At 70.9% G+C, this 20,262-nt stretch carries 24 protein-coding genes; 10 read left to right on the top strand and 14 right to left on the bottom strand.

Annotated elements, in window-relative coordinates; genetic code table 11:
- Window positions 1-43: 43 nt before the first annotated feature.
- The 4 genes from wrbA to AB0F61_RS06375 form a co-directional block, all read right to left on the bottom strand.
- Window positions 44-661 (bottom strand): NAD(P)H:quinone oxidoreductase, encoded by a 618-nt coding sequence (wrbA, locus tag AB0F61_RS06390; RefSeq protein WP_357803883.1) that lies wholly within the window; start codon window positions 659-661, stop codon window positions 44-46.
- Between the two features lie 282 nt (window positions 662-943).
- Entirely contained in the window at window positions 944-1,312 is a 369-nt protein-coding gene (locus tag AB0F61_RS06385; RefSeq protein WP_357803880.1) for a DUF3037 domain-containing protein, read from the bottom strand.
- Complete coding sequence (locus AB0F61_RS06380) at window positions 1,309-2,067, bottom strand: HipA family kinase (protein WP_357803877.1); 759 nt, start codon at window positions 2,065-2,067, stop codon at window positions 1,309-1,311. Before AB0F61_RS06380 ends, AB0F61_RS06385 begins: the two co-directional genes overlap by 4 nt.
- A 120-nt stretch (window positions 2,068-2,187) precedes the next feature.
- Window positions 2,188-2,580, bottom strand: a complete 393-nt coding sequence (locus AB0F61_RS06375; protein ID WP_357803874.1) for a hypothetical protein — start codon at window positions 2,578-2,580, stop codon at window positions 2,188-2,190.
- Between the two features lie 137 nt (window positions 2,581-2,717).
- Here AB0F61_RS06375 and AB0F61_RS06370 point away from each other — a divergent pair, with 137 nt between their 5' ends.
- Window positions 2,718-3,827 carry a winged helix DNA-binding domain-containing protein gene (locus AB0F61_RS06370; protein WP_357803871.1) on the top strand — a complete coding sequence of 370 codons (1,110 nt, stop codon included), beginning with the start codon at window positions 2,718-2,720 and terminating at the stop codon, window positions 3,825-3,827.
- Window positions 3,828-3,925: 98 nt separating this feature from the next.
- Here the strand turns inward: AB0F61_RS06370 and malQ are convergent, their stop codons facing one another.
- The 5 genes from malQ to AB0F61_RS06345 all read right to left on the bottom strand — a co-directional run bounded on the left by malQ (window position 3,926) and on the right by AB0F61_RS06345 (window position 10,608).
- The gene (malQ, locus tag AB0F61_RS06365) at window positions 3,926-6,142 is read right to left on the bottom strand and encodes a 4-alpha-glucanotransferase (protein WP_357803868.1); all 2,217 of its coding nucleotides are present in this window, start codon (window positions 6,140-6,142) and stop codon (window positions 3,926-3,928) included.
- Between the two features lie 142 nt (window positions 6,143-6,284).
- Window positions 6,285-7,493, bottom strand: coding sequence for a sn-glycerol-3-phosphate ABC transporter ATP-binding protein UgpC (gene ugpC / locus AB0F61_RS06360; RefSeq protein ID WP_357803865.1), 1,209 nt, complete (start codon window positions 7,491-7,493; stop codon window positions 6,285-6,287).
- A gap of 10 nt (window positions 7,494-7,503) precedes the next feature.
- Window positions 7,504-8,340 (bottom strand): carbohydrate ABC transporter permease, encoded by an 837-nt coding sequence (locus AB0F61_RS06355; protein ID WP_357803862.1) that lies wholly within the window; start codon window positions 8,338-8,340, stop codon window positions 7,504-7,506.
- Window position 8,341: 1 nt separating this feature from the next.
- Window positions 8,342-9,325, bottom strand: coding sequence for a sugar ABC transporter permease (locus AB0F61_RS06350; protein ID WP_357803858.1), 984 nt, complete (start codon window positions 9,323-9,325; stop codon window positions 8,342-8,344).
- Window positions 9,322-10,608, bottom strand: coding sequence for an ABC transporter substrate-binding protein (locus AB0F61_RS06345; protein ID WP_357803855.1), 1,287 nt, complete (start codon window positions 10,606-10,608; stop codon window positions 9,322-9,324). The genes AB0F61_RS06350 and AB0F61_RS06345 overlap by 4 nt, the downstream gene beginning before the upstream one ends.
- Before the next feature lie 214 nt (window positions 10,609-10,822).
- Here AB0F61_RS06345 and AB0F61_RS06340 point away from each other — a divergent pair, with 214 nt between their 5' ends.
- Window positions 10,823-11,200, top strand: a complete 378-nt coding sequence (locus AB0F61_RS06340) for a PadR family transcriptional regulator (protein WP_357803852.1) — start codon at window positions 10,823-10,825, stop codon at window positions 11,198-11,200.
- Window positions 11,201-11,203: 3 nt separating this feature from the next.
- Window positions 11,204-11,899, top strand: a complete 696-nt coding sequence (locus AB0F61_RS06335) for a hypothetical protein (protein WP_357803849.1) — start codon at window positions 11,204-11,206, stop codon at window positions 11,897-11,899.
- Window positions 11,900-11,913: 14 nt separating this feature from the next.
- On the opposite strand, the gene AB0F61_RS06330 is transcribed toward AB0F61_RS06335, so the two are convergent.
- Window positions 11,914-12,168 (bottom strand): flavin reductase, encoded by a 255-nt coding sequence (locus tag AB0F61_RS06330; protein ID WP_357804126.1) that lies wholly within the window; start codon window positions 12,166-12,168, stop codon window positions 11,914-11,916.
- 278 nt (window positions 12,169-12,446) lie between these two features.
- On the opposite strand from AB0F61_RS06330, the gene AB0F61_RS06325 reads away from it, so the two are divergent.
- From AB0F61_RS06325 to AB0F61_RS06305, 5 genes are all read left to right on the top strand, one after another.
- Complete coding sequence (locus tag AB0F61_RS06325) at window positions 12,447-13,247, top strand: helix-turn-helix transcriptional regulator (protein WP_357803846.1); 801 nt, start codon at window positions 12,447-12,449, stop codon at window positions 13,245-13,247.
- The gene (locus AB0F61_RS06320) at window positions 13,241-13,423 is read left to right on the top strand and encodes a DUF397 domain-containing protein (protein WP_357804124.1); all 183 of its coding nucleotides are present in this window, start codon (window positions 13,241-13,243) and stop codon (window positions 13,421-13,423) included. The genes AB0F61_RS06325 and AB0F61_RS06320 overlap by 7 nt, the downstream gene beginning before the upstream one ends.
- Window positions 13,424-13,548: 125 nt before the next feature.
- The gene (locus AB0F61_RS06315; RefSeq protein WP_357803843.1) at window positions 13,549-14,250 is read left to right on the top strand and encodes a VOC family protein; all 702 of its coding nucleotides are present in this window, start codon (window positions 13,549-13,551) and stop codon (window positions 14,248-14,250) included.
- 188 nt (window positions 14,251-14,438) lie between these two features.
- Window positions 14,439-14,870, top strand: coding sequence for a hypothetical protein (locus tag AB0F61_RS06310; RefSeq protein WP_357803841.1), 432 nt, complete (start codon window positions 14,439-14,441; stop codon window positions 14,868-14,870).
- 47 nt (window positions 14,871-14,917) lie between these two features.
- Window positions 14,918-15,193 (top strand): hypothetical protein, encoded by a 276-nt coding sequence (locus AB0F61_RS06305; protein WP_357803838.1) that lies wholly within the window; start codon window positions 14,918-14,920, stop codon window positions 15,191-15,193.
- A 24-nt stretch (window positions 15,194-15,217) separates the two neighbouring features.
- On the opposite strand, the gene AB0F61_RS06300 is transcribed toward AB0F61_RS06305, so the two are convergent.
- The 3 genes from AB0F61_RS06300 to AB0F61_RS06290 form a co-directional block, all read right to left on the bottom strand.
- Window positions 15,218-16,003, bottom strand: a complete 786-nt coding sequence (locus tag AB0F61_RS06300) for a L,D-transpeptidase family protein (RefSeq protein WP_357803835.1) — start codon at window positions 16,001-16,003, stop codon at window positions 15,218-15,220.
- 346 nt (window positions 16,004-16,349) lie between these two features.
- Window positions 16,350-17,060, bottom strand: a complete 711-nt coding sequence (locus AB0F61_RS06295; protein WP_357803832.1) for an HAD family hydrolase — start codon at window positions 17,058-17,060, stop codon at window positions 16,350-16,352.
- Window positions 17,061-17,217: 157 nt separating this feature from the next.
- Window positions 17,218-17,796, bottom strand: coding sequence for a TetR/AcrR family transcriptional regulator (locus tag AB0F61_RS06290; protein ID WP_357803829.1), 579 nt, complete (start codon window positions 17,794-17,796; stop codon window positions 17,218-17,220).
- Between the two features lie 217 nt (window positions 17,797-18,013).
- On the opposite strand from AB0F61_RS06290, the gene AB0F61_RS06285 reads away from it, so the two are divergent.
- Window positions 18,014-19,216, top strand: a complete 1,203-nt coding sequence (locus AB0F61_RS06285) for a low temperature requirement protein A (RefSeq protein WP_357803826.1) — start codon at window positions 18,014-18,016, stop codon at window positions 19,214-19,216.
- Window positions 19,217-19,227: 11 nt separating this feature from the next.
- Complete coding sequence (locus AB0F61_RS06280) at window positions 19,228-19,722, top strand: GNAT family N-acetyltransferase (RefSeq protein WP_357803824.1); 495 nt, start codon at window positions 19,228-19,230, stop codon at window positions 19,720-19,722.
- A 5-nt stretch (window positions 19,723-19,727) separates the two neighbouring features.
- On the opposite strand, the gene AB0F61_RS06275 is transcribed toward AB0F61_RS06280, so the two are convergent.
- Window positions 19,728-20,195, bottom strand: coding sequence for a hypothetical protein (locus AB0F61_RS06275; protein ID WP_357803821.1), 468 nt, complete (start codon window positions 20,193-20,195; stop codon window positions 19,728-19,730).
- Window positions 20,196-20,262 lie beyond the last annotated feature (67 nt).

Here is a 20,262-nt window from a genome sequence, read left to right as displayed (position 1 = left end):
CGGGCCGAGAGCCCCCGCCCGTGCCACCGGTCCCCTCCCGCCGTCAGCCGGCCAGGCCCGCCTTCAACGCGGATCCGATCAGCACCGCACGCCGCGCGGTGAGCGCGCAGGCGCCGAGTGCCACGGCGTCCGGGGCGATCTCGCCGTTGTTGCTCGTGTGCGAGGCACCGTACGGGTTGCCGGCGATGAACTGGCTGGTGTCCGTGTAACCGGGGGGGACCACGACGCCACCCCAGTGGTAGAAGACGTTGAAGAGCGAGGTCAGCGTGGTCTCCTGCCCGCCGTGCGACGTCGCCGTCGAGGTGAAGGCGGCGTAGACCTTGTTGGCGAGCGCACCCTGGGCCCAGAGCGGGCCGGTCGTGTCGATGAACTGCTTGAGCTGGGCCGCGACCATGCCGTACCGGGTGGGCGCACCCATGATCACCACATCGGCCCAGGCCAGGTCGTCGACCATCGCCTCGGGCACATCCTGGGTCTCCAGATGGTGCGCCTGCCAGCCGGAGTTGGACCGGATCGCCTCGTCCGGCGCCAGCTCGCGTACCTTGCGCAGGCGCACGTCGGCGCCGGCATCTCCGGCGGCCTCGCAGACGGCCTGCGCCATCTGGTACGTGATGCTTGTGGCGCTGTAGTAGATCACCGCTACCTTGGTCTGGGCAGCCATCAGATGTCCCCTTCTCGTCTCGGGTCAGCTCCCGCGACTACCCGGTGGGCGTGACCTCTAACGGCAGGACGCGCGGACCCCTGTTCCGGACCGCCTGCTCAAGTTTTCCGCAACTTCCCGACTGTTTCGACCCCACGACCCTTACGGACGGCGATCCTGATGCCACCGGTGCCGGTGGGAACCAGCCGCCGCCCCGCACCGGGCACCTGAACGGGGGATCGCGCTCCGCCAGCAACGACGCTGGCGCAGCGCGATCAGGGGCCCGTCGCCGGCTGCCGCCGCTCAGTGGACCAGGGCCGCCATCAACCGTTCCAACTCGGCCGCCGGGTCGACGGTGAGCCCGGTGTGCACCGGCCCGGTCTGGATCATCGTGCTGCGCGGAGCGACCAGCCAGTGGAACCGCTCACCGAGCCGCATCCGGGTCGCCGGCCCGTCGCCGGAGCACGTCCGGTCCCAGGAGGAGAGCACCGCGGCCACCGCCGGCAGATCGACGTCCGGCGCCAGCACGCGGACCCGGTCGGCGTCCAGGTGTGTACGCGCGGCCAGGAAGTCCCGCTGCTGGCAGTAGAGCAGCACCCCGACGTTGATCTGTTCGCCCCGCTCGATGCGGGGCACCAGCCGGATCAGCGCGTACTCGAAGGGTTGCCTCATGCCGCGCTCCCCTGCGGCAGCCAGTCGGCGGTGCGGGCGACCCGGCGGGACAGATGTTCCAGGTACGCGGCGCGAGCGGCGTCGGCCGTCTCGAAGTCGGCGGCGGTCAGCCACTCCGCCGGCACCAGCGCCAACACCTCGGTGAGCAACTCCGGGGTGACCCGGGGAGCCAGCTCGGCGTCGGCGTCGGCCAGCCGGGAGGCGTACGGGGCGAGGACGTGGTCGTCAGCCCGGTAGGCACGGTGCACGGCCGCCTCGGCTCGGGGCCAGTTGTGGTGGAAGTACAGCGAGGCCCCGTGGTCGATCAGCCACAACTCCCGGTGCCAGATCAGCAGGTTGGGGTTGCGCCAACTCCGGTCGACGTTCTCCACGTACGCGTCGAACCAGAGCACCCGGGAGGCCAGCACCGGGTCGACGGGGTGCGCCAGCGGGTCGAAGCCCAGCGCCCCGGGCAGGAAATCCATCCCCAGGTTGGCGCCGCCGCTGTTGCGCAGCAACTCCTGCACCTCCTGGTCGGGCTCGGCCCGCCCGATGACCGGGTCGATGTCGAGCACGACCAGTGGGGGCACCCGCAGCTCCAGACGGCGGGCCAGCTCGCCGCAGATCACCTCGGCGATCAGCGCCTTGGGCCCCTGGCCGGCGCCGCGGAACTTCGCCACGTACGTGCCCAGGTCGTCGGCCTCCACCACGCCCGGCAGCGACCCACCCTCGCGCAGCGGGGTGACGTAGCGGATCGCGGTGACCTGGCGGAGCACGCCGCCCACCCTACTGTGACGCGCCGTGGCGGGTGGCGGCCCGGTGAGCGCAGTGCCTCTGGATCAGCCTGATGCCGCAGGATCATCGCGCTCACGGGCCTGGACCGAGCCGACGCGGCATCAGTCGAGCTTGTCCCGCAGCTTGTCGACCTGGGTCTGGAGCCGGTCCACCGCGTTCTCGTTGTTGACGAACGTGGTGATGCCCGCGGCCAGTCCGAGGCCGATCAGCACGGCCAGGATGCTCAGCACCAGCCCGCCGATCGACACGCCACGACCGGTGACCCCGGGTCGGCGCGCCATCTTGAGGCCGACGATGCCGAGGATGATCCCGATGATGCCGAGCACCAGCCCCAACCAGGCGAGGATCGCCGTCAACACACTGAAGAGACCGGCCACCCCGAACACCAGGGCGAAGGTGGCGGCAGCGCTCGTCTTCGCGCTGGCGTCCCCCCGATGGGTCCGGGATCCGGCCGGTGCGCCGGCACCCCGGGCCGGCTCGCTTGCGGCAGTCATGAGAGTCCCTTCCGTACGCGCGGCGCGCGCACTTCCGGCGAGCCGCATTCCCCCGACGACCACCGTTACGCCTCCGATCTGCGGCGGTGTCGGTGGCCGGCTCTAGGCTGGCCGTCCAGCCACGAAAGGACCGCCCGATGCCTGTGGACCTCAGCGCCGCCGACGCGTTGGCGCTGCGGATGACAAGCCTGCTGCTGCGCCCGCATCCGAGCACCCGACCCACTGGCGTCGCCGAGGTGGTCGAGTGGTTCGGCGCGATGCAGGCACAGGATCTCGCCAGCGGGCTGTGGTCACTTGGCGCTCGGCTGCCCGGTTGGACCGTCGCGGAGGTGCAGGCGGCCCTGGAACGGCGTGAGGCGCTGCGCACCTGGCCGATGCGGGGCACCGTGCACCTCGTCCCACCCGCCGACGCCCGCTGGATGCTGGAGCTGACCGGCGTTCGGTCACTTGCCGGCGCGGCGACCCGCCGGGCACAGCTCGGGCTGACGGAGGCCGACGCGGATCGGGCGCTTGACGTCCTCGGCACCGCGTTGGCCGGCGGCGGCCGGCTCACCCGCGCGGAGTGCCTGGCGACCCTGCGCGAAGCCGGCCTGGGCACCGACGGTCAACGCGGCTACCACCTGCTCTGGTTCGCCAGTGTGCGCGGGGTGACCTGTGTGGCACCGAACGTCGGCACCGAACAGACCTTCGCCCTGCTCGACGAGTGGGCGCCCGACGCACGCCGGCTGGAGCGGGACGAGGCGCTGGCCCTGCTCGCCCACCGCTACGTCCGCGGGCACGGGCCGGTCACCGCCCGCGAGTTCGCCGGCTGGACCGGCCTCACAGTGACCGACGCCCGGCGCGGGCTGGCCGCCGCCGGCGACGTGCTGAGCCCGGTCCGGGTGGACGGCGAGCCGATGCACGTCGACGCGGCCCTTGCCGACGCGCCGCGCGACGCGGTGGACGACGTGGTGGTGCTGCCCGGCTTCGACGAGTACCTGCTCGGCTACCGTGACCGCACGCTGATGCTCGACCCGGCGCACCAGGCGGCAGTGGTGCCGGGCAACAACGGCATCTTCCAGGCCACAGTGGTCCGCGCCGGCCGGGTGGTGGGCCTGTGGAAACGCAAGGTGGGCCGGTCCGCGGTCACCATCACGATCCAGCCACTGACCCCGATGGCGGCGGACGAGCGGGCCCGCGTCGAGCAGGCGCTGCGGCGGTACGCCGACTTCCTCGGGCTGCCTCCCCGCTTCGACTGGCCGGCCTGACCGCTGCGCGCCACCAACGGACAGCGGCTAAGCCCGGTCTGGCCTGCTCTGGTCTGGCTTGGCCTGGTCTGGTCCAGTCTGGCCCGGCCGGTCGGGCGTCAGTCCTCGGGCGGGCGCGCCGATCGCGCGTCACCCGATGGTGGACGTGTCGACCGCGCGTCACCCGATCGTGGGCGGGCCGACCGCCCATCACCCGATCGCGGACGTGCCGTGTTGAGCAGGGCGACGACCCGGGCCACCCGGGGGTCCGCGCGGATCTGCGCCAGGGTGGCCGGCAGCGGCAACCGCCAGTTGGGATATTCGTCGACCGTGCCGGGCAGGTTGGGCTGGCGCACCTCGCCGAGCACGTCGTAGAGGGAGACGCCGAGCAGCCGGGCCGGGCTAGCCGCGAGCGCGGCGTGCATCGCCACCACCACCTCGCCGTCGGGGGATGTCACGGCCGACTGACTCAGGGCCGGATCGGGTGTCGCGGCCGGGTCGGACAGCTCTGGGCCGGATGTCGCCGCCGGACCGGACAGCGCCGGACCGGGTGTCGCGGCCGGGCCGGCAAGCGCCGGGCCAGGCAGCTCCGGGCCAGGCAGCTCCGGGTCGGGCAGCTCCGGGTCGGGCAGCGCCGCATCGGGCAGCAGGCGCTCGGCCCGCAACATCGTGAGCAGCCGCTCCCGGTCCGCGACGGCGCGGGCCCGTTCCACCGCCGCGTCGGTGTCGAGCAGCTTCAGTTCGTCGCGTACCCGCACGTGCTCGCCGGTCAGGAAGCCCGGTGCGGTCGGCAGGTCGTGGGTGGAGATCGTGGCGAGAGCGTTGCGCGGCCACCGGGCCGGTGGGACGAAGCCACCCTCGTCGTCGCGCGCGAACCACAGCACCGTCGAGCCGAGCATGTTGCGCCCGCGCAGCCCTCGGGTCACCGCGGGTTGGACGGTGCCGAGATCCTCACCGATCACCACCGCACCGGCCCGCTGCGCCTCAAGGGCGAGGATGCCGAGCATCGCCTCGGCGTCGTAGCGGACGTAGGTGCCCTCGGCGGCCCCGCCGCCCGGCGGCACCCACCACAGCCGCCACAGGCCGGCGACGTGGTCGACCCGCAGGCCGCCCGCGTGCCGCAGGGTCCGGCGCAGCATGTCCCGGTACGCCGCGTACCCGGTTGCGGCGAGCCGGTCCGGGCGCCACGCGGCGAGCCCCCAGTCCTGGCCGAGCTGGTTGAAGTCGTCGGGCGGGGCCCCGACCCGCACGCCCTGGGCCAGCACGTCGGCGAGCTGCCAGCCGTCCGCGCCGCCCGGGTCGATACCGACGGCCAGGTCGTGCACCACGCCGACGGGCATCCCGGCCGCGCGGGCCGCCGCCGTCACGGCGTCGAGCTGCTCATCGCACAGGTGTTGCAGCCAGGCGTGGAAGGCCACTCGGTCGGCGAGTTGGCGGCGCTGCTCGGCGACCGCCGGGGCGTCCGGGTGGTGCAGCTCCGCCGGCCAGGCCCGCCAGTCGTTGCCGTGCCGCTCGGCCAGGGCGCACCAGGTGGCGAAGCTCGCCAGCGCCGGGTCCGCGGCGAGGTCGACCGGTTGGGCGTACGGGTGCAGCAGCTCCAGAGCGTGCCGCTTGGCCGTCCACACCTCGTCGTAGTCGATCAGGTCACCACGTTCGGGGCGCAGGGCGTCGACCACGGCCCGGGTCGCCGGGTCCGCCGCCTGGTACGCGGCGGTGTCGCTCACCCGCAGGTAGAGCGGGTTGACGAAGCGTCGGCTGGCGGGTGAGTAGGGCGATGCGGCGACCGGGTGCGCCGGCCCGACCGCGTGCAGCGGGTTGAGCTGTACCAGGCCCGCACCTGTGGCACCGGCCCAGCCGGTGAAGTCGGCGAGGTCGCCGAGGTCGCCCATGCCCCAGGAGCGTTCCGAGGTGAGCGCGTAGAGCTGGAGCAGCCAACCCCAGGTGCGCGGCGGCGCCGGCAGCCGGCGGGGCACCACCACGAGCGTCGCCTCCCGGCCGGCGCAGGCCAGCCGGTGCCAGCCCAGCGGCAGGTCTCGCGGCAGCTCGCTGTCGACGGCGCGTCGGCCGCCGTCCTCCAGGGTCACCACCCCCGGGCCGGGCAGTGCCCGGGTGGCGCCGTGGGTGAGCACTACCGTCTCCGGCAGCGCGTCGCGGTCGACGGCGCGGGCGGCGGCGAGACCGTCGGCGATGGCCGCCGGGCTGGTGGCGTCCACACCGAGCAGGCCGAGTACGCCCACCACGGTCTCCGGCGCGACCTCGACGCGGCGGTGCCGCCAGTCCTCGTACCAGGTGGACACGCCGTGCGCCTTCGCCAGCGCGGCCAGTTGTCGATTCATGCGTACCCCGCTTCACGACGCGATCTCCGACCACCCTGCCACGGCCGGGCGTGCCCCGCAGGACGCGGCCGGGGGCCGGCGGGTTCGCCCGCCGACCCCAGGGTCGAGCACGGTCGTCGGCCTGAGCGCACCGAGGACGTTGTCAGTCGGCGAGCGCGCCGGCCGCCCGCCCCTCGTGCAGGGTCAGGTTGCGGCCGGTGGCCGGGTCGAACAGGTGGATCTTCTCCAGGTTGAACCAGACCCGGCGCGATTGTCCCTCGGCCACCGGCGACTCCGCGGACAGCCGGGTCACCAGGTTGCCGCCGGCACCGGCGAAGTCGGCGGCACCGGCGTCGGCGGCCAGTTCCTCCAGCTCGGCGGCTGTGGCCTTCTCGCCCTCCACGGTGAAGTAGACGTACTTGTCCGAGCCCATCGACTCGACGATGTCGACGGGCGCCTCGAACTCCATGCCCCGGCGGCGGGTGTCGTCGTCGACAAGTTCGGCGTCCTCGAAGTGCTCGGGGCGGATGCCGAGGATCAACTCCCGGGGTGCGTCGGCGGCCTCCAGCTCGCGGCGGACCCGGTCGCCGAGCGGCACGTCACCGAGCGCGGTGCGCAGCCCGCCGTCCTGTACGGCGGCGTGCAGGAAGTTCATCGACGGGGAGCCGATGAAGCCGGCCACGAAGAGGTTGCGCGGGTGGTCGTAGAGCTCCTGGGGAGCGCCGACCTGCTGTACCGCGCCGCCGCGCATGATCACCACCCGATCGCCGAGGGTCATCGCCTCGGTCTGGTCGTGGGTGACGTAGACGGTGGTCGTGCCGAGCTGCTTCTGCAACCGGGACACCACTGTGCGCATCTGCACCCGCAGCTTGGCGTCGAGGTTGGACAGCGGCTCGTCCATCAGGAACGCCTTGGGCTGGCGGACGATCGCCCGGCCCATCGCCACCCGCTGGCGCTGGCCGCCGGAGAGGTTGGCCGGCTTGCGGTCCAGCAGGGTGGTCAGCTCCAGCACCTTGGCCGCCTCGTCGACCTTCTGGTTGATGGTCTCCTTGTCCAGCTTCGCCAGTCGCAGCGGGAACGCCATGTTCTCCCGCACCGTCATGTTCGGGTACAGGGCGTACGACTGGAAGACCATGGCGATGTCCCGGTCCCGGGGGGCCTTGTCGTTGACCCGCTGGCCGCCGATGCGCAGCTCGCCGGAGCTGATGTCCTCCAGGCCGGCGATCATGTTGAGGGTGGTGGACTTGCCGCAGCCCGAGGGGCCGACCAGGATCACGAACTCGCCGTCGGCGATCTCCAGGTCGACGTCCTGCACGGCGACGGTCCCGTCCGGGAAACTCTTGCTCACCTTGTCGAGCACGATGTCAGCCATGACTACTCACCTATCCCTTGACTGCGCCGGAGGTCAGGCCGGACACGATGCGGCGCTGGAAGAAGAGGACGAACAGGATGATCGGAACGGTGATCACGACGGCCGCGGCGCAGATCGCCCCGGTGGGGTCCTCGAACTGCGATGCGCCGGTGAAGAACGACAGCGCGGCCGGCACCGTGCGGGACCGCTCGGTGGAGGTCAGCGAGATGGCGAACAGGAAGTCGTTCCAGCAGAAGATGAACACCAGGATCGCCGTGGTGAACAACCCGGGCGCGGCCAGCGGGGCGATCACCCGGCGGAACGCCTGGGCCTGGGTGGCGCCGTCCATCTTCGCGGCCTTCTCCAGGTCCCACGGGATCTGCTTGAAGAACGCCGACAGCGTGTAGATCGCCAGCGGCAGCGCGAAGGTGATGTACGGCAGGATCAGCCCGGGCCAGGTGTCGAAGATCTTGAGCTGACGCTCGATCTCGAACAGCGGTGACACCAGCGACACCTGCGGGAACATCGCGATCAACAGGGAGACGCCGACCAGCAGCCCCTTGCCGGGGAAGTCCAGCCGGCTGATCGCGTACGCGGCCATGGCACCGAGCACCACCGCGATGAGCGTGGCGATCAGCGCGATGCCGATCGAGTTGATCAGCGCCCGGACGAACTGGTCGGTGTCGAAGATCGTCCGGTAGTTGTCAAGCGTCCACTCGCGGGGGACGAAGTTCCCGTCGGTGAGGGTGGCCGACGTCTTGAACGACAGCGAGGCGATCCACAGGACGGGGATCAGCGCGAAGACGACCACGAGGACGTCCAGCAGACCCCAGCGCAGCTTCGCCCGCGTGGTGGTTTCGACAGCCATGTCAGCGCCTCTCCCCGTCGTCGCTGCCGGGGGCAGCGGTGCCGAACAGCTTCACGAAGATGAACGCGATGATCGCCACGGTGATGAAGATCAGCACCGACATCGTCGAGCCGATGCCGAGGTTCAGCCCCCGGATCAGGTTGTTGTAGGCGAGCATCGACACCGATGAGGTCTCGTTGCCCCCGGCGGTCAGCACGAAGATGTTGTCGAAGACGCGGAACGCGTCAAGGGTGCGGAACAGCAGGGCGACCAGGATCGCCGGCTTCATCACCGGCAGCATCACCTTCGTGAACTTCTGCCACCCGGTCGCCCCGTCGGTGGACGCGGCCTTGAGCAGGTCCTCGGGGACCAGCGCCAGCCCGGCCATCAGCAGCAACGCCATGAACGGTGTGGTCTTCCAGATCTCGGCGAGCATGATGATCGCCAGCGAGCTGGCCCGCTCGGTGAGCGGTGCGCCGTCGCTGAACAGGTCGGCCAGGTAGCCGGTGCCGGGCGTCCAGGCGTACCGCCAGGAGAACGCCGCGACCACTGTGACGATGCCGTACGGGATGAGCGCCGAGGTGCGCACGAGGCCCCGCCCGACAAGCGTGCGGTGCATGATCAGCGCCAACCCCATGCCGAGCGCCAGCTCGACGGCCACGGTGATGACCGTGATCAGGGCGGTCACCCCGAACGCGGTCCACCAGAACTCGTTGCTGAGCACTGTGACGTAGTTCTCCAGCCCGATGAACTCGCGCTGGTCGGGAAAGCGCAGGTCGTAGCGCTGCAACGACAGCCAGACCGAGTAGATGATCGGGTACGCGGTCACCGCGACCATCACCAGCGCGGCGGGCGCGCAGAGCAGCCAGCCGAGCTTGCGTTCGGCCTTCTTGTTCTCGCTCAGCGGCGGCTTGCGGCGGCCACCTCGCTGGGTGGGCACGGTGGCGGGCGCACGGGTCTCCTCGACGGCGACGTCGGCGCCGGTCGGCGTGGCGTTGATGCTCACGGCAGGACCCCCTTGGACTGGAGGGCGTCGGCGATGGCGTCGCGCAGCTCGTCGGCTGTCTGCTGCGGACGGATCGCCGACGGCGGCGACAGGATCGCCGACATCACTGTGGAGATGCTCTGGTAGGCCGGCGTCAGGGGACGGGTCGCCGGTTCCTTCAGCTCTTCCAGGATGGTGTCCTTCATCGGGTACGCCTTGGTCATCTCCGGGTCGTTGAAGACCGCCTCGATGGTGGGTGGCACGCCGTCGTTGATCGCGGAGAACTTCTGGTGCTCGGCGCTGCGGATGCAGCGGGCCGCCTCGAAGGACAGCTCCGGGTGCTTGGAGTAGGAGCTGACCGCCAGGTTGACTCCGCCGATGGTGACCTTGCTGGGGGTGCCCTCGTCGATGCCGGGGATCCGAGCCCAGCCGACCTGCTTGGCCAGGTCCGGGTTGGCTTCCTGAAGGGCCGGGTAGACGAACGGCCAGTTCACCTGGAACGCGCCCGAGCCGGACTGGAACTCCAGCCGGACCGGGTCCTCGGTGGCGTTGCTGAACGACGGTGAGGTCACGCCCGACGTGGCGAACTTCTTGAGCTGCTCCAAGGCCCGGACCGTGCCGTCGTCCATCACGGCCTTCGTGCCGTCGTCGTTGAGGATCTTTCCTCCGGCGCTCTCGGCGAGGGTGTTGTAGAGGACGACAAGGCCCTCGTACTGGGCGCCCATGGTGAGCACCTGGTACGGCTTGCCCTGGTCCTTGAGCTGCTGGGCCGCGCTGATCATCTGGTCCCAGGTGGTCGGCGGCTGCGGCACCAGGTCCTTGCGGTACCAGAGCAACTGGACGTTCGTGTTCTTTGGCGCCGCGTACAGCTTGTCCTCGTAACGGGCGGTGGCCAGTGGCCCGGCGAGGGTGCCCTGCTCGACCTCGGCCTTGTCCTGGCCGGTCCACTCGCGGATCCAGTCGGCGCTCGCGAACTCCTGGGTCCAGGTCACGTCCAGCCCGAGCAGGTCCATGCCGCTGTCCTCGGCGGCCAGCCGGCGCACCATCTGCACCCGCTGGTCGTCGGCCTGCCGGGGCAGCACCTGGTAGGCGATCTCGTACCGCCCCTGTGCCTGCGCGTTGCAGTCGTCGACGACCTTTTGCAGGTTCTGCTCGGGCGGGTAGTACAGGTTGAGCGTCGGTGGGCCGCCGTCGTCGCCGGCGCCGCACGCGGCGAGCGGTGCGACGAGCGCCAACGCGGCGGCCGCCGCCCCCAGCCGAACAATCGGCCGGCGTCGGTGTCGAGCCGTTTCGGGGTCCGTCATCGCCCTCCCCCTCTCCTCGGCGAAAGACCGGGGAGGGCGTCCGTGCCCCGGCGCACGGCGAGTCATGTCCAAGTCGACGAGCTGCGAAAACGCCCCGGCCCGGATGCTCTGTGCGGCTACTCTGCCCCACCCGCGAAGTCGCGAAACCTGGCTGTCACAGCGGGAACCCGTTCCGGTATATCGTGACGCCAACTAGCGAGGTAGTATGTGTCGCATGGTAGCGGCGGAGAGCCAGTCCATCGACGACAACGACAGGCACACCCAGCTTCTGCGGGGCGCGCTGGACATGTGCCTGCTGGCGCTGCTGGCCCGCGAGCCCGCGCACGGCTACGAGCTGGTGCGGCGGATGGAGACGGCCGGGTTCGGGGCCATCAGCTACGGCACGATCTATCCCCTGCTGACCCGAATGCGCCGACTTGGCCTCGTCGCTCACGAACAGCAGGTCAGTCCGACCGGGCCGCCCCGGAAGGTCTACGCGCTCACCGGGTCCGGCCGGACCCACCTGGATGCCTGGCAGAAACAGTGGCACCGCTTCACCGACACCGTCGACGCCGTTCTCTGCCCGCTCGACCACAACCCCACGAGGAGTTGACCCATGGACACCATCGACCGCCTGCTGGGCGAAGCCGACAGGGCGTGGCGAGGGTACGGGGTCGGCTCCGCCGATCGGGCGGCACTCGCCGCCGACCTGCGCCTCGACCTGCGGGCTGCGGCCGCCGATGGGGGCGATCCCGCGCAGTTGATCGGCGGGGACGTGGCCGGCTTCGCGCGGCGGCTCGCCGACGAGGCTGGCGTCCGACGGGTGCGCGGCGACTACGGCCGAGTCGTCGGCACCGCGCTGATCGGCACGGTGCTCGGTGCCGTGCTCGGATACGGCCTCCTGGAGTCGGCCTACCCGGTGTTCGTCCACCTGATCGATATCCCCCGCTCGATCGACGTGCCGATCCAGCTCGCCGTCGCCGTCGCATACGGCATACCGGCCGCGGTGGTCGCCGCGGGAGCGGTCATCGCGGTGCGGATCCAGCTCCGCGACCTGCCCAGGATCCGGCGGACGGCTCAGTTGATGAGCGTCCTCGTGCCGGTGGCCGGCATCGTCGTCACGCCGGTCACCGTCGCCTTCGCCTGGGCCACCGACTACAGCTTCGCACCGCCAGTGGTGGTCACGGAGATCGCCATGGTCCTGGCCGCGCTCGCGGGCGCCACGGTGCTGGCACGTCGCCTGTCACTTCGCGAGGGCCGGACCGCCGCCGGCTCCTCGCCCCCAGAAGCCACGAGGGTCAACCCCGCCTGAGGGTACGAGCAACGTCAGCCCCGGGCCCTCGCCCAGGAGAGGAAGCGCTCGGTCATCCGGGCCGGCGGGTGGTCCGGGTGGAGCTGGGTGAGCTGGCCCGTCGCCTCGTTCATGAGGGTGCCGAGGTAGATGAGCAGCGCGGTCCTGCTGGTCCGGTACTCCGACAGCAGGGCGAGCTTGGCCGGCTGGCAGGGCCATTCCCGGCCGCAGCTCCGGCACCGCCACAGCGGACGCATGGCGACGTGCGGGACGGGCGGGCGGACCACCATCACCGCCACCGCGTTTCGACCTGGTGGTCTGTCGGGCTCGGCACAGTGACCTCCTCGGGGGTGGGGAAGGGGCCGCTCCCGCAAGGGGGAGAGACGGGAGCGACCCCGGGCAGAGCCCGCCGCCGCCGTCCCGGCCACCAGCGAGCCCGCCACTGGTGACAGTTTGCGAGGACCCGACTACGGTCGATACGTGCTCGCGGCATCCGTGCAGCTCAGCCGCACAGTCGAGCAGCCGTGAGAGACATGCCGACCCACAGTGAGCGAAGGTTGGGGATTCGATGGGGACCGTCACCGACTACGTGTTGGAGGAGCTGCGCCTGTTCCGCGCGGGGCTCGGGCTCAGTCAGGACGACTTCGGCAGGGGCATCGGCTATTCCGGCTCACACGTCAGCTCGGTGGAGACCGGCGGACGGGCGCCCACGAAGGAGTACATGCGGGCCATCGACACTCACCACCCGACCGCTGGACGCTTCCAACGCATGTTGGAGAGGCTGGCCCGGCTCGACGCCGAGCCGGCCTGGCTGCGCGAGTGGATCGAGTTCGAGCGCGAGGCGACCACGCTGCGCTGGTTCGAGTTGGCGTACGTGCCGGGCCTGCTCCAGACCGAGCGGTACGCGCGGGCCACACTGGCCGGTGGCCGGTTCGACGCCGAGGACGTGGAGCGGATCGTCGCCTCCCGACTGGAGCGGCAGGCGATCCTGCAACGCCCGCGGCCGCCGCAGCTCATCGCCGTCCTGGACGAGGCGGTGCTGCGCCGGCCGGTGCTCGACCAGCCGGGGCTGATGGTCGAGCAGTGCGAGCACCTGGCCCAGTTGGCGGCGGCGGAGCATATCCAGGTGCACGTCGTGCCGGTGGATGCTGGGATGTATCTGGGGTTGGCCGGGCAGTTCATCATCGCCGAGATGCCGGACGGTGAGCGGGTGGCTCACGCCGACAACCAGCTCACCGCGCAGTTCGTCGATGCACCGACCGACGTCGCTAAGCTGGCGAAGACGTGGGAGATCGTGCGGAACGAGGCGCTCCCCCGCCGGCAGTCAACCGAGCTGATCAAGGAAGTGGCGAAGTCATGGGCATGCTGACCCCACAGTGGCGAAAGTCGACCCGGTCCGGCGGTAACGGCGGATCCTGCGTCGAGGTCGCCGACAACCTGCCGGCCGTCGTGCTGGTGCGCGACACCAAGGACCGCGACGGCGGCACCCTGCACGTCGACCCGACGGCCTGGAAGGCGTTCGTCGAGTACGCCAAGCGACACTGAACGAGTCTGGAGATCTTGGACAGTGTCCGTCCGGACAGGACGGGCACTGTCCAAGATCTACCCGGCCCGGCGGCAACGCGGCAGTGAGCGCTGACAGCTCCGCCCGGACCGGGCATGCTGGAACGATGATCGCGCGCTTCAAGGATCTCTGTCTCGACGCCGCGGACCCGCTCGCCCTGGGTGGCTTCTGGGCCCGGTTGCTCGACGGTGACGTGGCCGACGCCGGCGACGACGACACCCGGGTGGACCCCCGCTCGGCGCGCTCGAACGCCGAGTCGATCTGGGTGAACAAGGTGCCCGAACCGCGGGTCGGCAAGACCCGCGTACACCTGGATCTGCGGTTGGCCGGCACGGACCCGGCGCCGCTGCTCGCGGCCGGCGCACGGCTGGTCCGCGAACCGGCCGGCGAGGCCACCTGGTGGGTGCTCGTCGACCCGGAGGGCAACGAGTTCTGCACGTTCGCGGCTCGCAAGGGCACCCGGCCGGGCCCGTTCGAGCTGGTCGTCGACTCGGCCGACCCGGTCGCGCAGGCGACCTGGTGGGCGGGTGTGCTCGGCGGCACCGTCGAGGACGAGTCGACCCACGCGGCCGTCAGCGGCGCGGCCGGTTTCCCCTGGGACTACTGGGTCTTCGCCGGGGTGCCCGAACCCAAGACGGTCAAGAACCGGCTGCACTGGGACGTCGACCTGGTCGACCCGGAGCCCACGGCGCTCATCGACGCGGGCGCGACACTGCTGCGGGAGCCACACGACCGCGCCCGCTGGTGGGTGCTGGCCGACCCGGAGGGCAACGAGTTCTGCGCCTTTCCGCCGCACCCCATCGGGTGACTGGCCGACTACCGGGGGCGGGCGGCGTCGGCTAGCGTTTTCCTCAACGCCGCAGCCAGCGCGCTCGCCGCCGCCGTCGACACGCCTCCGGCCGACCCCCCAGCCTGCCCGATCGGTTGGTAATCGCGGGAACGTCCCACCGCCGCTCCCCCGGTTCGGCAGGATCGTCCCAACGAGGAGGTGCCGTCGTGCAGGACACCCGCGCTCTCGCCCTGACATTCGAGGTGAGCGGCCTGCCACCGGTCAAGACCGAAGCGTTGTCCATCTTCGCGGCCGGGCATCGGCAGGCGACGAGGGTCCGCACCCTGCTCCAGGCCGCTCTCACGGCGGCTCAGCGCACCGGCTGGACGCCGTTGCCCGGGCCGATCGAGGTGGAGCTGGTCCTACGGTGCCCGCCCGGGCACCGTACGGGCGACGCCAGCACCCTGCTCGGCGGCGTCTGCGCGGTCTTGCAGGACAAGAAGCGGGTGTCGTCCGTCGGCCTCACCCACCTCGGTGTGCTGGTGGACGTCGCGCTCTACCACGACGACCGGCAGATCCGCCGGTTGTCGTACCAGGAGAAGCCGGCCGACGACTTCTCGTACCAGGTGCGGGTCGCCGCCGTACCGGACGGGGTTTGACCGACGACCGCGGTGGGGTACCGCGGACGCCGACGAAGGGAGCACCGATGTCGGAGCCACATGTCACGCTCGACCCACGCGGGCTCGACCCTGTGCAGCAGAAGCTGCGGGGCCCGCTGGAAGAGCAGTTGACCTCGGCGCTTCAGGCGGCCACCGACCGGGTCCGCGCCGGCTACGGCGGCGAGCCGGTCGAGCAGGTCTGCCAGCGACTGCTGGAGGAGACCCGCTCCGGGTTGCATCCCGACATCGCGGCCGGGTTCAACCCGGACATGGACGAGTTCTGCCGAGTGGCCGTGGCGATCGTCCGGGGCGGGGACTCCTGAGGCCAGACCCCGCCACGGCACTTGTCAGTATCGGTCGAGCTGGGCGTACGGGCTGAGCACGATGCGCGGCGAGAGCGCCGGGTCCAGCCAGTTGAGCACGCTGACCAGATGGTCGTGGGCGAGCGAGACACAGCCGGCCGTTGCGTTGCCGGCGCTGGTGCTGAACTCGTGCAGGAAGATGCCGCTGCCCGCGTTGGGGATCGGGGTCGGCACGTTCGGCGGCATGTTGTAGGTGATCACCGCGAAGTGCGTGTACGCGGGGACCTCCCGCCACAGCGCCTCGCTGGCCCCACCCGGGCTGGTCGCACTCTGCTGGAAGGTGTTGTAGCGCGGGGAGGACGGGTTCTCGTTCCACCAGTCGCCGCTGACCACCTGGCGATAGGGGTATCGCACTCCCGGGTTGGCGGCGATGCCGTACATGGTGGGGCCGAACGAGTAGACACCGGTCGGGGTGGTCGGCACGCCCTCCACGTGGTTGTCGCTGAACCCCTGGGAGCCGAGGCGGGCCGGCAACGCCGCCGAGGCCGGCTGCCACCGGCCCCTGATCCGCGCGTACGCCTCAAGCGTGGCGTAACTGGTCGTGTACCTGGCGGCGCCGACGACGATCACCTGCCGAGTCTCCGTCGGCAGGGTGGTCAACCGGGCGGCCAGGTTGCGGCGCGGCGTGCTCGGCCGGGTGCGGCGGGGCAACGGTGCGGTGCCCCAAGGCGGCGCCGGCCGGGTCGCGCCGAGCGCGGGGGCCGTCGGTGCGAGCAGGGCCGACGCCGCCAGACCGGCGGCAGTGCCTACCAGGAGGGCTCTGCGGTTCATCCATTCATCCTGACAGTCCAATCGGCGCACGGTCTGCCCCGGTCGTCGATGCTTGTGGATCCGTGGCCGGGTCAGGGCCGGGTCCGCAACTACCCGTCCCTGACCCTCGGCCGTCCGGATGGGAGCGGACAGCTCCGGCACTCAGCTCCACGGTGCCAGCCGCCGAACGCCGGCGCGCCCTCGGCAGACACCCCGAAGGCCGTGAGCGCCGGGCCAGATTAGGCCGACCCGGACCGGGCGGACAAGCCGTGGCGGGCCACCGACGGCGTGACTGATCTCAGTGTGAAAATCAGACAAGCCGGCGTAACGCGACCATGATCGCTGACGCTGTTGGCTTTCGGCACACTCAGAAGTGCCGCAGCAGATCGGGGAACGCGGCGAGCCGCAACACCCCGGCGTCGGTGGGGTCCAGTTCGTCGTGCTCCAACACCCACGTGTTCTCGTTCGGGATGAAGACCGCGTTCAACCCGGCCGCGCGTGCCGGCAGGATGTCCGACTTCGGGGAGTTGCCGATCATCCAGGCGCGGGCCGGATCAAGGCGGTGTTCCCGGACCAACCACCGGTACGTCTCGACGTCCTTCTCGGCCACGATGTGCGCGGCCCGGAAGTGGTGCAGCAGCCCGCAGGCGTCCAGCTTGCGCTGCTGATCCGCCTGGTCCCCCTTGGTGAGCAGCAGCAGCTCGTGCCGGCCGGCCAGCTCGTCGAGCGCGTCGGCCACCCCGGGCATCAGCTCCACCTGGTGCTCGACGAGGGCGACCGCCAGTCGCTCGATCTCCTGGCGCTCGGAGTCGGTGGCCGGTCGTTCGCGCAGCCGCTCCAGGCACTCCGCCAGACTGCGCAGGAAGACCTTGCTGCCGTACCCGTGCGCCACCGTGTTGGCCCGCTCGATGTCGTCGAGGATCATCCGGATCTCGGTGCGGTCCAACGTGGGATGGTCGAGCCACTCAAGAAAGTCGTCGATCACCTGCTCGAAGACGACGTTGTTCTCCCACAACGTGTCGTCCGCATCGAAGATCAGCACCTGCGCCTGCCGCCGCGCCACCGCGCCGTCGGTCATCCCGTCCCCTCCCCGAGACTTCGCCGCCCCGTCGAAGGGACAGGATAGGCGGGAGATCCGCAGTGGATTTCGGATTTTTTCGTGAACCGTCTCGGCCGGGGCTCTCGGCGGTCGAGGAACTCCGGACAGCTCATGACGAGCACGGCGACGCCGCTCGTCACGGCCACCGCAGCAACCGCTGGGCGATCAACACCTCGCGTTCCTCCTGCCCCTCGGGTCGGAGTCGACCGCCCCGGGTGAGCATCACCACGCCGTGCAGCAGGCTCCAACCCACCTCGGCGAGGGTGTCCGGATCGCGCCCCTCGGCCAGCGGGGTCAGGGCCGCGCGTAGTTCGGCGAAGACCGCCCGCGGCGCGGCCGGGACGCCGTCGACGCCGAGGGCCAGGTCGGGGGTCAGCGCGAGCATCGCGTCATAGACCTCAGGATTCGTGTACGCGAAGTCCAGGTACGCGCTGGCGACCGCCGGCCAGGCCCCCTCGGGGCTGCCGGCGGCCTCCGCGTGTGCCTCCGCCAGATCGGCGGCGAGGTCGGCGAAGGCGCAGACGGCCACGGCGGCGAGGAGTGCGTCAAGATCCGCGAAGTGCCGGTAGAGGTCACCGACGTCGATGTCGGTCCGCTCGGCGAGCCGTCGGGTGCTCACCCCCGCCCAGCCCTCCGCCTCGGCAAGCTCCCGCGCGACAGTGACGATGAGGTCACGCCGGTCCTGTTCGGTGGCCTTCTCAGCAGGTCCGGGCACGCAGTTGAGCGTAAGGGCGGGCACCTACCGCAGTCGCCCGGTGACGGATTGGCGACTGTTCGGGCTGGCATCCCAGACCGCCCCGAACATCAGCCACGGCGAACGGGTCCGTTCCTCCGTCCCCGCGTTGCACCGCCGACCGTCGGTCGTTAGGTGAGGGGATCATCGCGACGGGAGGCCACGTGGTCGTTCGACGGCACCGGCCCGCGGTCGACGGATGAGCGAGCAGCGCGACGGAGGGCTGGTGCGCGACGCCGCCAGTCGGCAACGAGCGACGTTTCTGGAACTCTTCCTCGACCTGGTCTTCGTCTTCGCCCTCACCCGGATCTCGGCACGGGTGATCAGCGACTTCACCGCCGGTGAGCGCGGCGTGGTCGCGGGGCTCGGTCAGGCCCTGCTGCTGTTCCTGGCGCTCTGGGCGGTCTGGTCGCTGACCGTCTGGTCGACCAGTTGGCTGGACCCGGAGGCGCCGATCGTCCAGATCGTCATCGTGATGACAGCGGTCGGCGCCATGACGATGGCGGTCGCGGTGCCCGACGGCTTCGGCGCGCGGGCACCCCTGTTCGCCACCACCTACGTGAGCCTCCAGATCGGCCGGGTGGTCTATTTCCACGTCGCCGGGCACGGCCGGCCCGATCCCCGGCAAACCTTCCGGGTCCTGTTCTGGTTCGGTCTGAGCGCGCCGCTCTGGATCGTCGGTGGTCTGGCCGACGAGGGCACGATCCGTGGGCCACTCTGGATCATCGCCGTGCTGATCGACTACACCGGGCTCTACCTCGGGTGGCCGACCCCCCGCGTCGGGGCGCAACGGATCGGCGGCCGGGCAATCGCGGCCGGGCACCTGGCCGAGCGATACCAGCAGTTCCTCCTCATCGCGATCGGTGAGGCGATCTTCGTCATCGGGTTGGCGTTCAGCGGCAGCGAATTCCACGCCGACCAGACGGCCGGTTTCGTCCTGGCACTGGCGAGCACCGTCCTGCTCTGGCGGATCTACTTCCACCTGGCGGGGAAGGTGATGGACGCTGCCGTCGACCGCTCGTGCCACGCCGATCGGCTCGCGACCGAGATGGCGTTCTCCCACCTGGTCATGATCGCCGGGATCGTGCTCACCGGCGTTGGCTTCGAACTGCTCATCACCGAGCCGATCGGGCACCTGCCAACGCCGTGGCTCATCGCCATCCTCGGCGGCCCCGTCGTCTTCCTCGCCGGACGATCAGCCCTCGAATACCAGGTCTTCGCCCGGGTCTCCCGCTCCCGGCTGGCTGGCCTACTGGCCCTCGGCCTGCTGATACCGGCAACGACGCACCTCAACCCGCTCACCGCCGGTGTCGCCGCCGCCGTGGTGCTGCTCGCGGTGGCTGGCGCGGACTCCCGACGGTCACGTCGGCGCGCACCGGAGACGCCCACCCCGCCCTACTAGGATCCGGGCGTGTGATCACGGTACGCCGCGCGACCATCGACGATGCCCAGGAACTGGTACGGCTGCGCGGGGTGCTGCTGACCGCCATGGACGGGCGCGCACCGGAGCCCGGCCCGTGGCAGGCCGAAGCGCTGCGGGTGCTGCGCCAGCGCCTGGCGGATCCGGAGGGGTCACTGGCGGCGTACGTCGTCGACAAGCCAGACGCACCCGACGAGCTGGCCGCGTGCGTGGTCGGCGTCATCGAGCACCGACTCGGCGGCCCGATCAACCCCGGCGGAACAATCGGGTACGTCTTCAACGTCGCCACCGACCCCGGCCACCGCCGGCGCGGTTACGCCCGAGCCTGCCTCGAAGCCCTACTTGGCTGGTATCACCACCGTGGGGTGACGGTGATCGAGTTGAAGGCCAGCGAGGACGGGGAGTCCATCTACCGGGCCCTGGGCTTCGAACCCACGGCCGCTCGGACGCTGCGGCTGACAGTGGTCGACCAGCCACGTCGACCATGAACGGATCAGGGCTCGCTTATCGTCTTGATGCCATGTGTCTCGAGCAGCGCCGGCATCGGGTCGGCGAGGTCCGGGCGTCTCGGTCGCCAGATGCGTGCCACGATGACCGACGCATTGGGACCCGGCACGTCGTAGGGGCGGCCTCGCGGATAGACCACCAGGGAACTCCCCCACATCCCGGAATCCTGCCAGCCCATCCGCTCGATCTCACGCCACGCGTACGAGCGGCGCAGGCCGCCACGATCGCGCACCAGCACCCCTGTGTCGTCAGCCAAGACCGCGTTTCGCCGGTGGACGAACGCGAGGACTATCGACGCGGCACCGAGCACCAACGCGCCCCAGCTGACCCAGTCGAGCAGCACCGCGACGACGATCACCCCGACCATGATCGCGACCGGCACCGCGACGGCGGGCCAGACCCGCGACTGCCCGAGTACGAGCACCTCGCCCACCGGCTCGGCGGACTCCCCCATGGACGTTCACGATAGTGAATCAGCGACACGTTCACCGCCGTCGACGAAGCGCCGGGAAACCTCTGCG

It is taken from the genome of Micromonospora sp. NPDC023888 (assembly GCF_040639415.1).
Classification (GTDB): Bacteria; Actinomycetota; Actinomycetes; order Mycobacteriales; family Micromonosporaceae; genus Micromonospora.
This window is presented reverse-complemented; position numbering and strand designations above follow the sequence as displayed.

Coding starts and splice junctions, on each gene's coding strand:
- wrbA (WP_357803883.1), bottom strand. CDS start 661: ATGGCTGCCCAGACCAAGGTAGCGGTGATCTACTACAGCGCCACAAGC.
- AB0F61_RS06385 (WP_357803880.1), bottom strand. CDS start 1,312: ATGAGGCAACCCTTCGAGTACGCGCTGATCCGGCTGGTGCCCCGCATC.
- AB0F61_RS06375 (WP_357803874.1), bottom strand. CDS start 2,580: ATGACTGCCGCAAGCGAGCCGGCCCGGGGTGCCGGCGCACCGGCCGGA.
- AB0F61_RS06370 (WP_357803871.1), top strand. CDS start 2,718: ATGCCTGTGGACCTCAGCGCCGCCGACGCGTTGGCGCTGCGGATGACA.
- malQ (WP_357803868.1), bottom strand. CDS start 6,142: ATGAATCGACAACTGGCCGCGCTGGCGAAGGCGCACGGCGTGTCCACC.
- ugpC (WP_357803865.1), bottom strand. CDS start 7,493: ATGGCTGACATCGTGCTCGACAAGGTGAGCAAGAGTTTCCCGGACGGG.
- AB0F61_RS06355 (WP_357803862.1), bottom strand. CDS start 8,340: ATGGCTGTCGAAACCACCACGCGGGCGAAGCTGCGCTGGGGTCTGCTG.
- AB0F61_RS06345 (WP_357803855.1), bottom strand. CDS start 10,608: ATGACGGACCCCGAAACGGCTCGACACCGACGCCGGCCGATTGTTCGG.
- AB0F61_RS06340 (WP_357803852.1), top strand. CDS start 10,823: ATGGTAGCGGCGGAGAGCCAGTCCATCGACGACAACGACAGGCACACC.
- AB0F61_RS06335 (WP_357803849.1), top strand. CDS start 11,204: ATGGACACCATCGACCGCCTGCTGGGCGAAGCCGACAGGGCGTGGCGA.
- AB0F61_RS06330 (WP_357804126.1), bottom strand. CDS start 12,168: ATGGTGGTCCGCCCGCCCGTCCCGCACGTCGCCATGCGTCCGCTGTGG.
- AB0F61_RS06325 (WP_357803846.1), top strand. CDS start 12,447: ATGGGGACCGTCACCGACTACGTGTTGGAGGAGCTGCGCCTGTTCCGC.
- AB0F61_RS06320 (WP_357804124.1), top strand. CDS start 13,241: ATGCTGACCCCACAGTGGCGAAAGTCGACCCGGTCCGGCGGTAACGGC.
- AB0F61_RS06315 (WP_357803843.1), top strand. CDS start 13,549: ATGATCGCGCGCTTCAAGGATCTCTGTCTCGACGCCGCGGACCCGCTC.
- AB0F61_RS06305 (WP_357803838.1), top strand. CDS start 14,918: ATGTCGGAGCCACATGTCACGCTCGACCCACGCGGGCTCGACCCTGTG.
- AB0F61_RS06300 (WP_357803835.1), bottom strand. CDS start 16,003: ATGAACCGCAGAGCCCTCCTGGTAGGCACTGCCGCCGGTCTGGCGGCG.
- AB0F61_RS06295 (WP_357803832.1), bottom strand. CDS start 17,060: ATGACCGACGGCGCGGTGGCGCGGCGGCAGGCGCAGGTGCTGATCTTC.
- AB0F61_RS06285 (WP_357803826.1), top strand. CDS start 18,014: ATGAGCGAGCAGCGCGACGGAGGGCTGGTGCGCGACGCCGCCAGTCGG.
- AB0F61_RS06275 (WP_357803821.1), bottom strand. CDS start 20,195: ATGGGGGAGTCCGCCGAGCCGGTGGGCGAGGTGCTCGTACTCGGGCAG.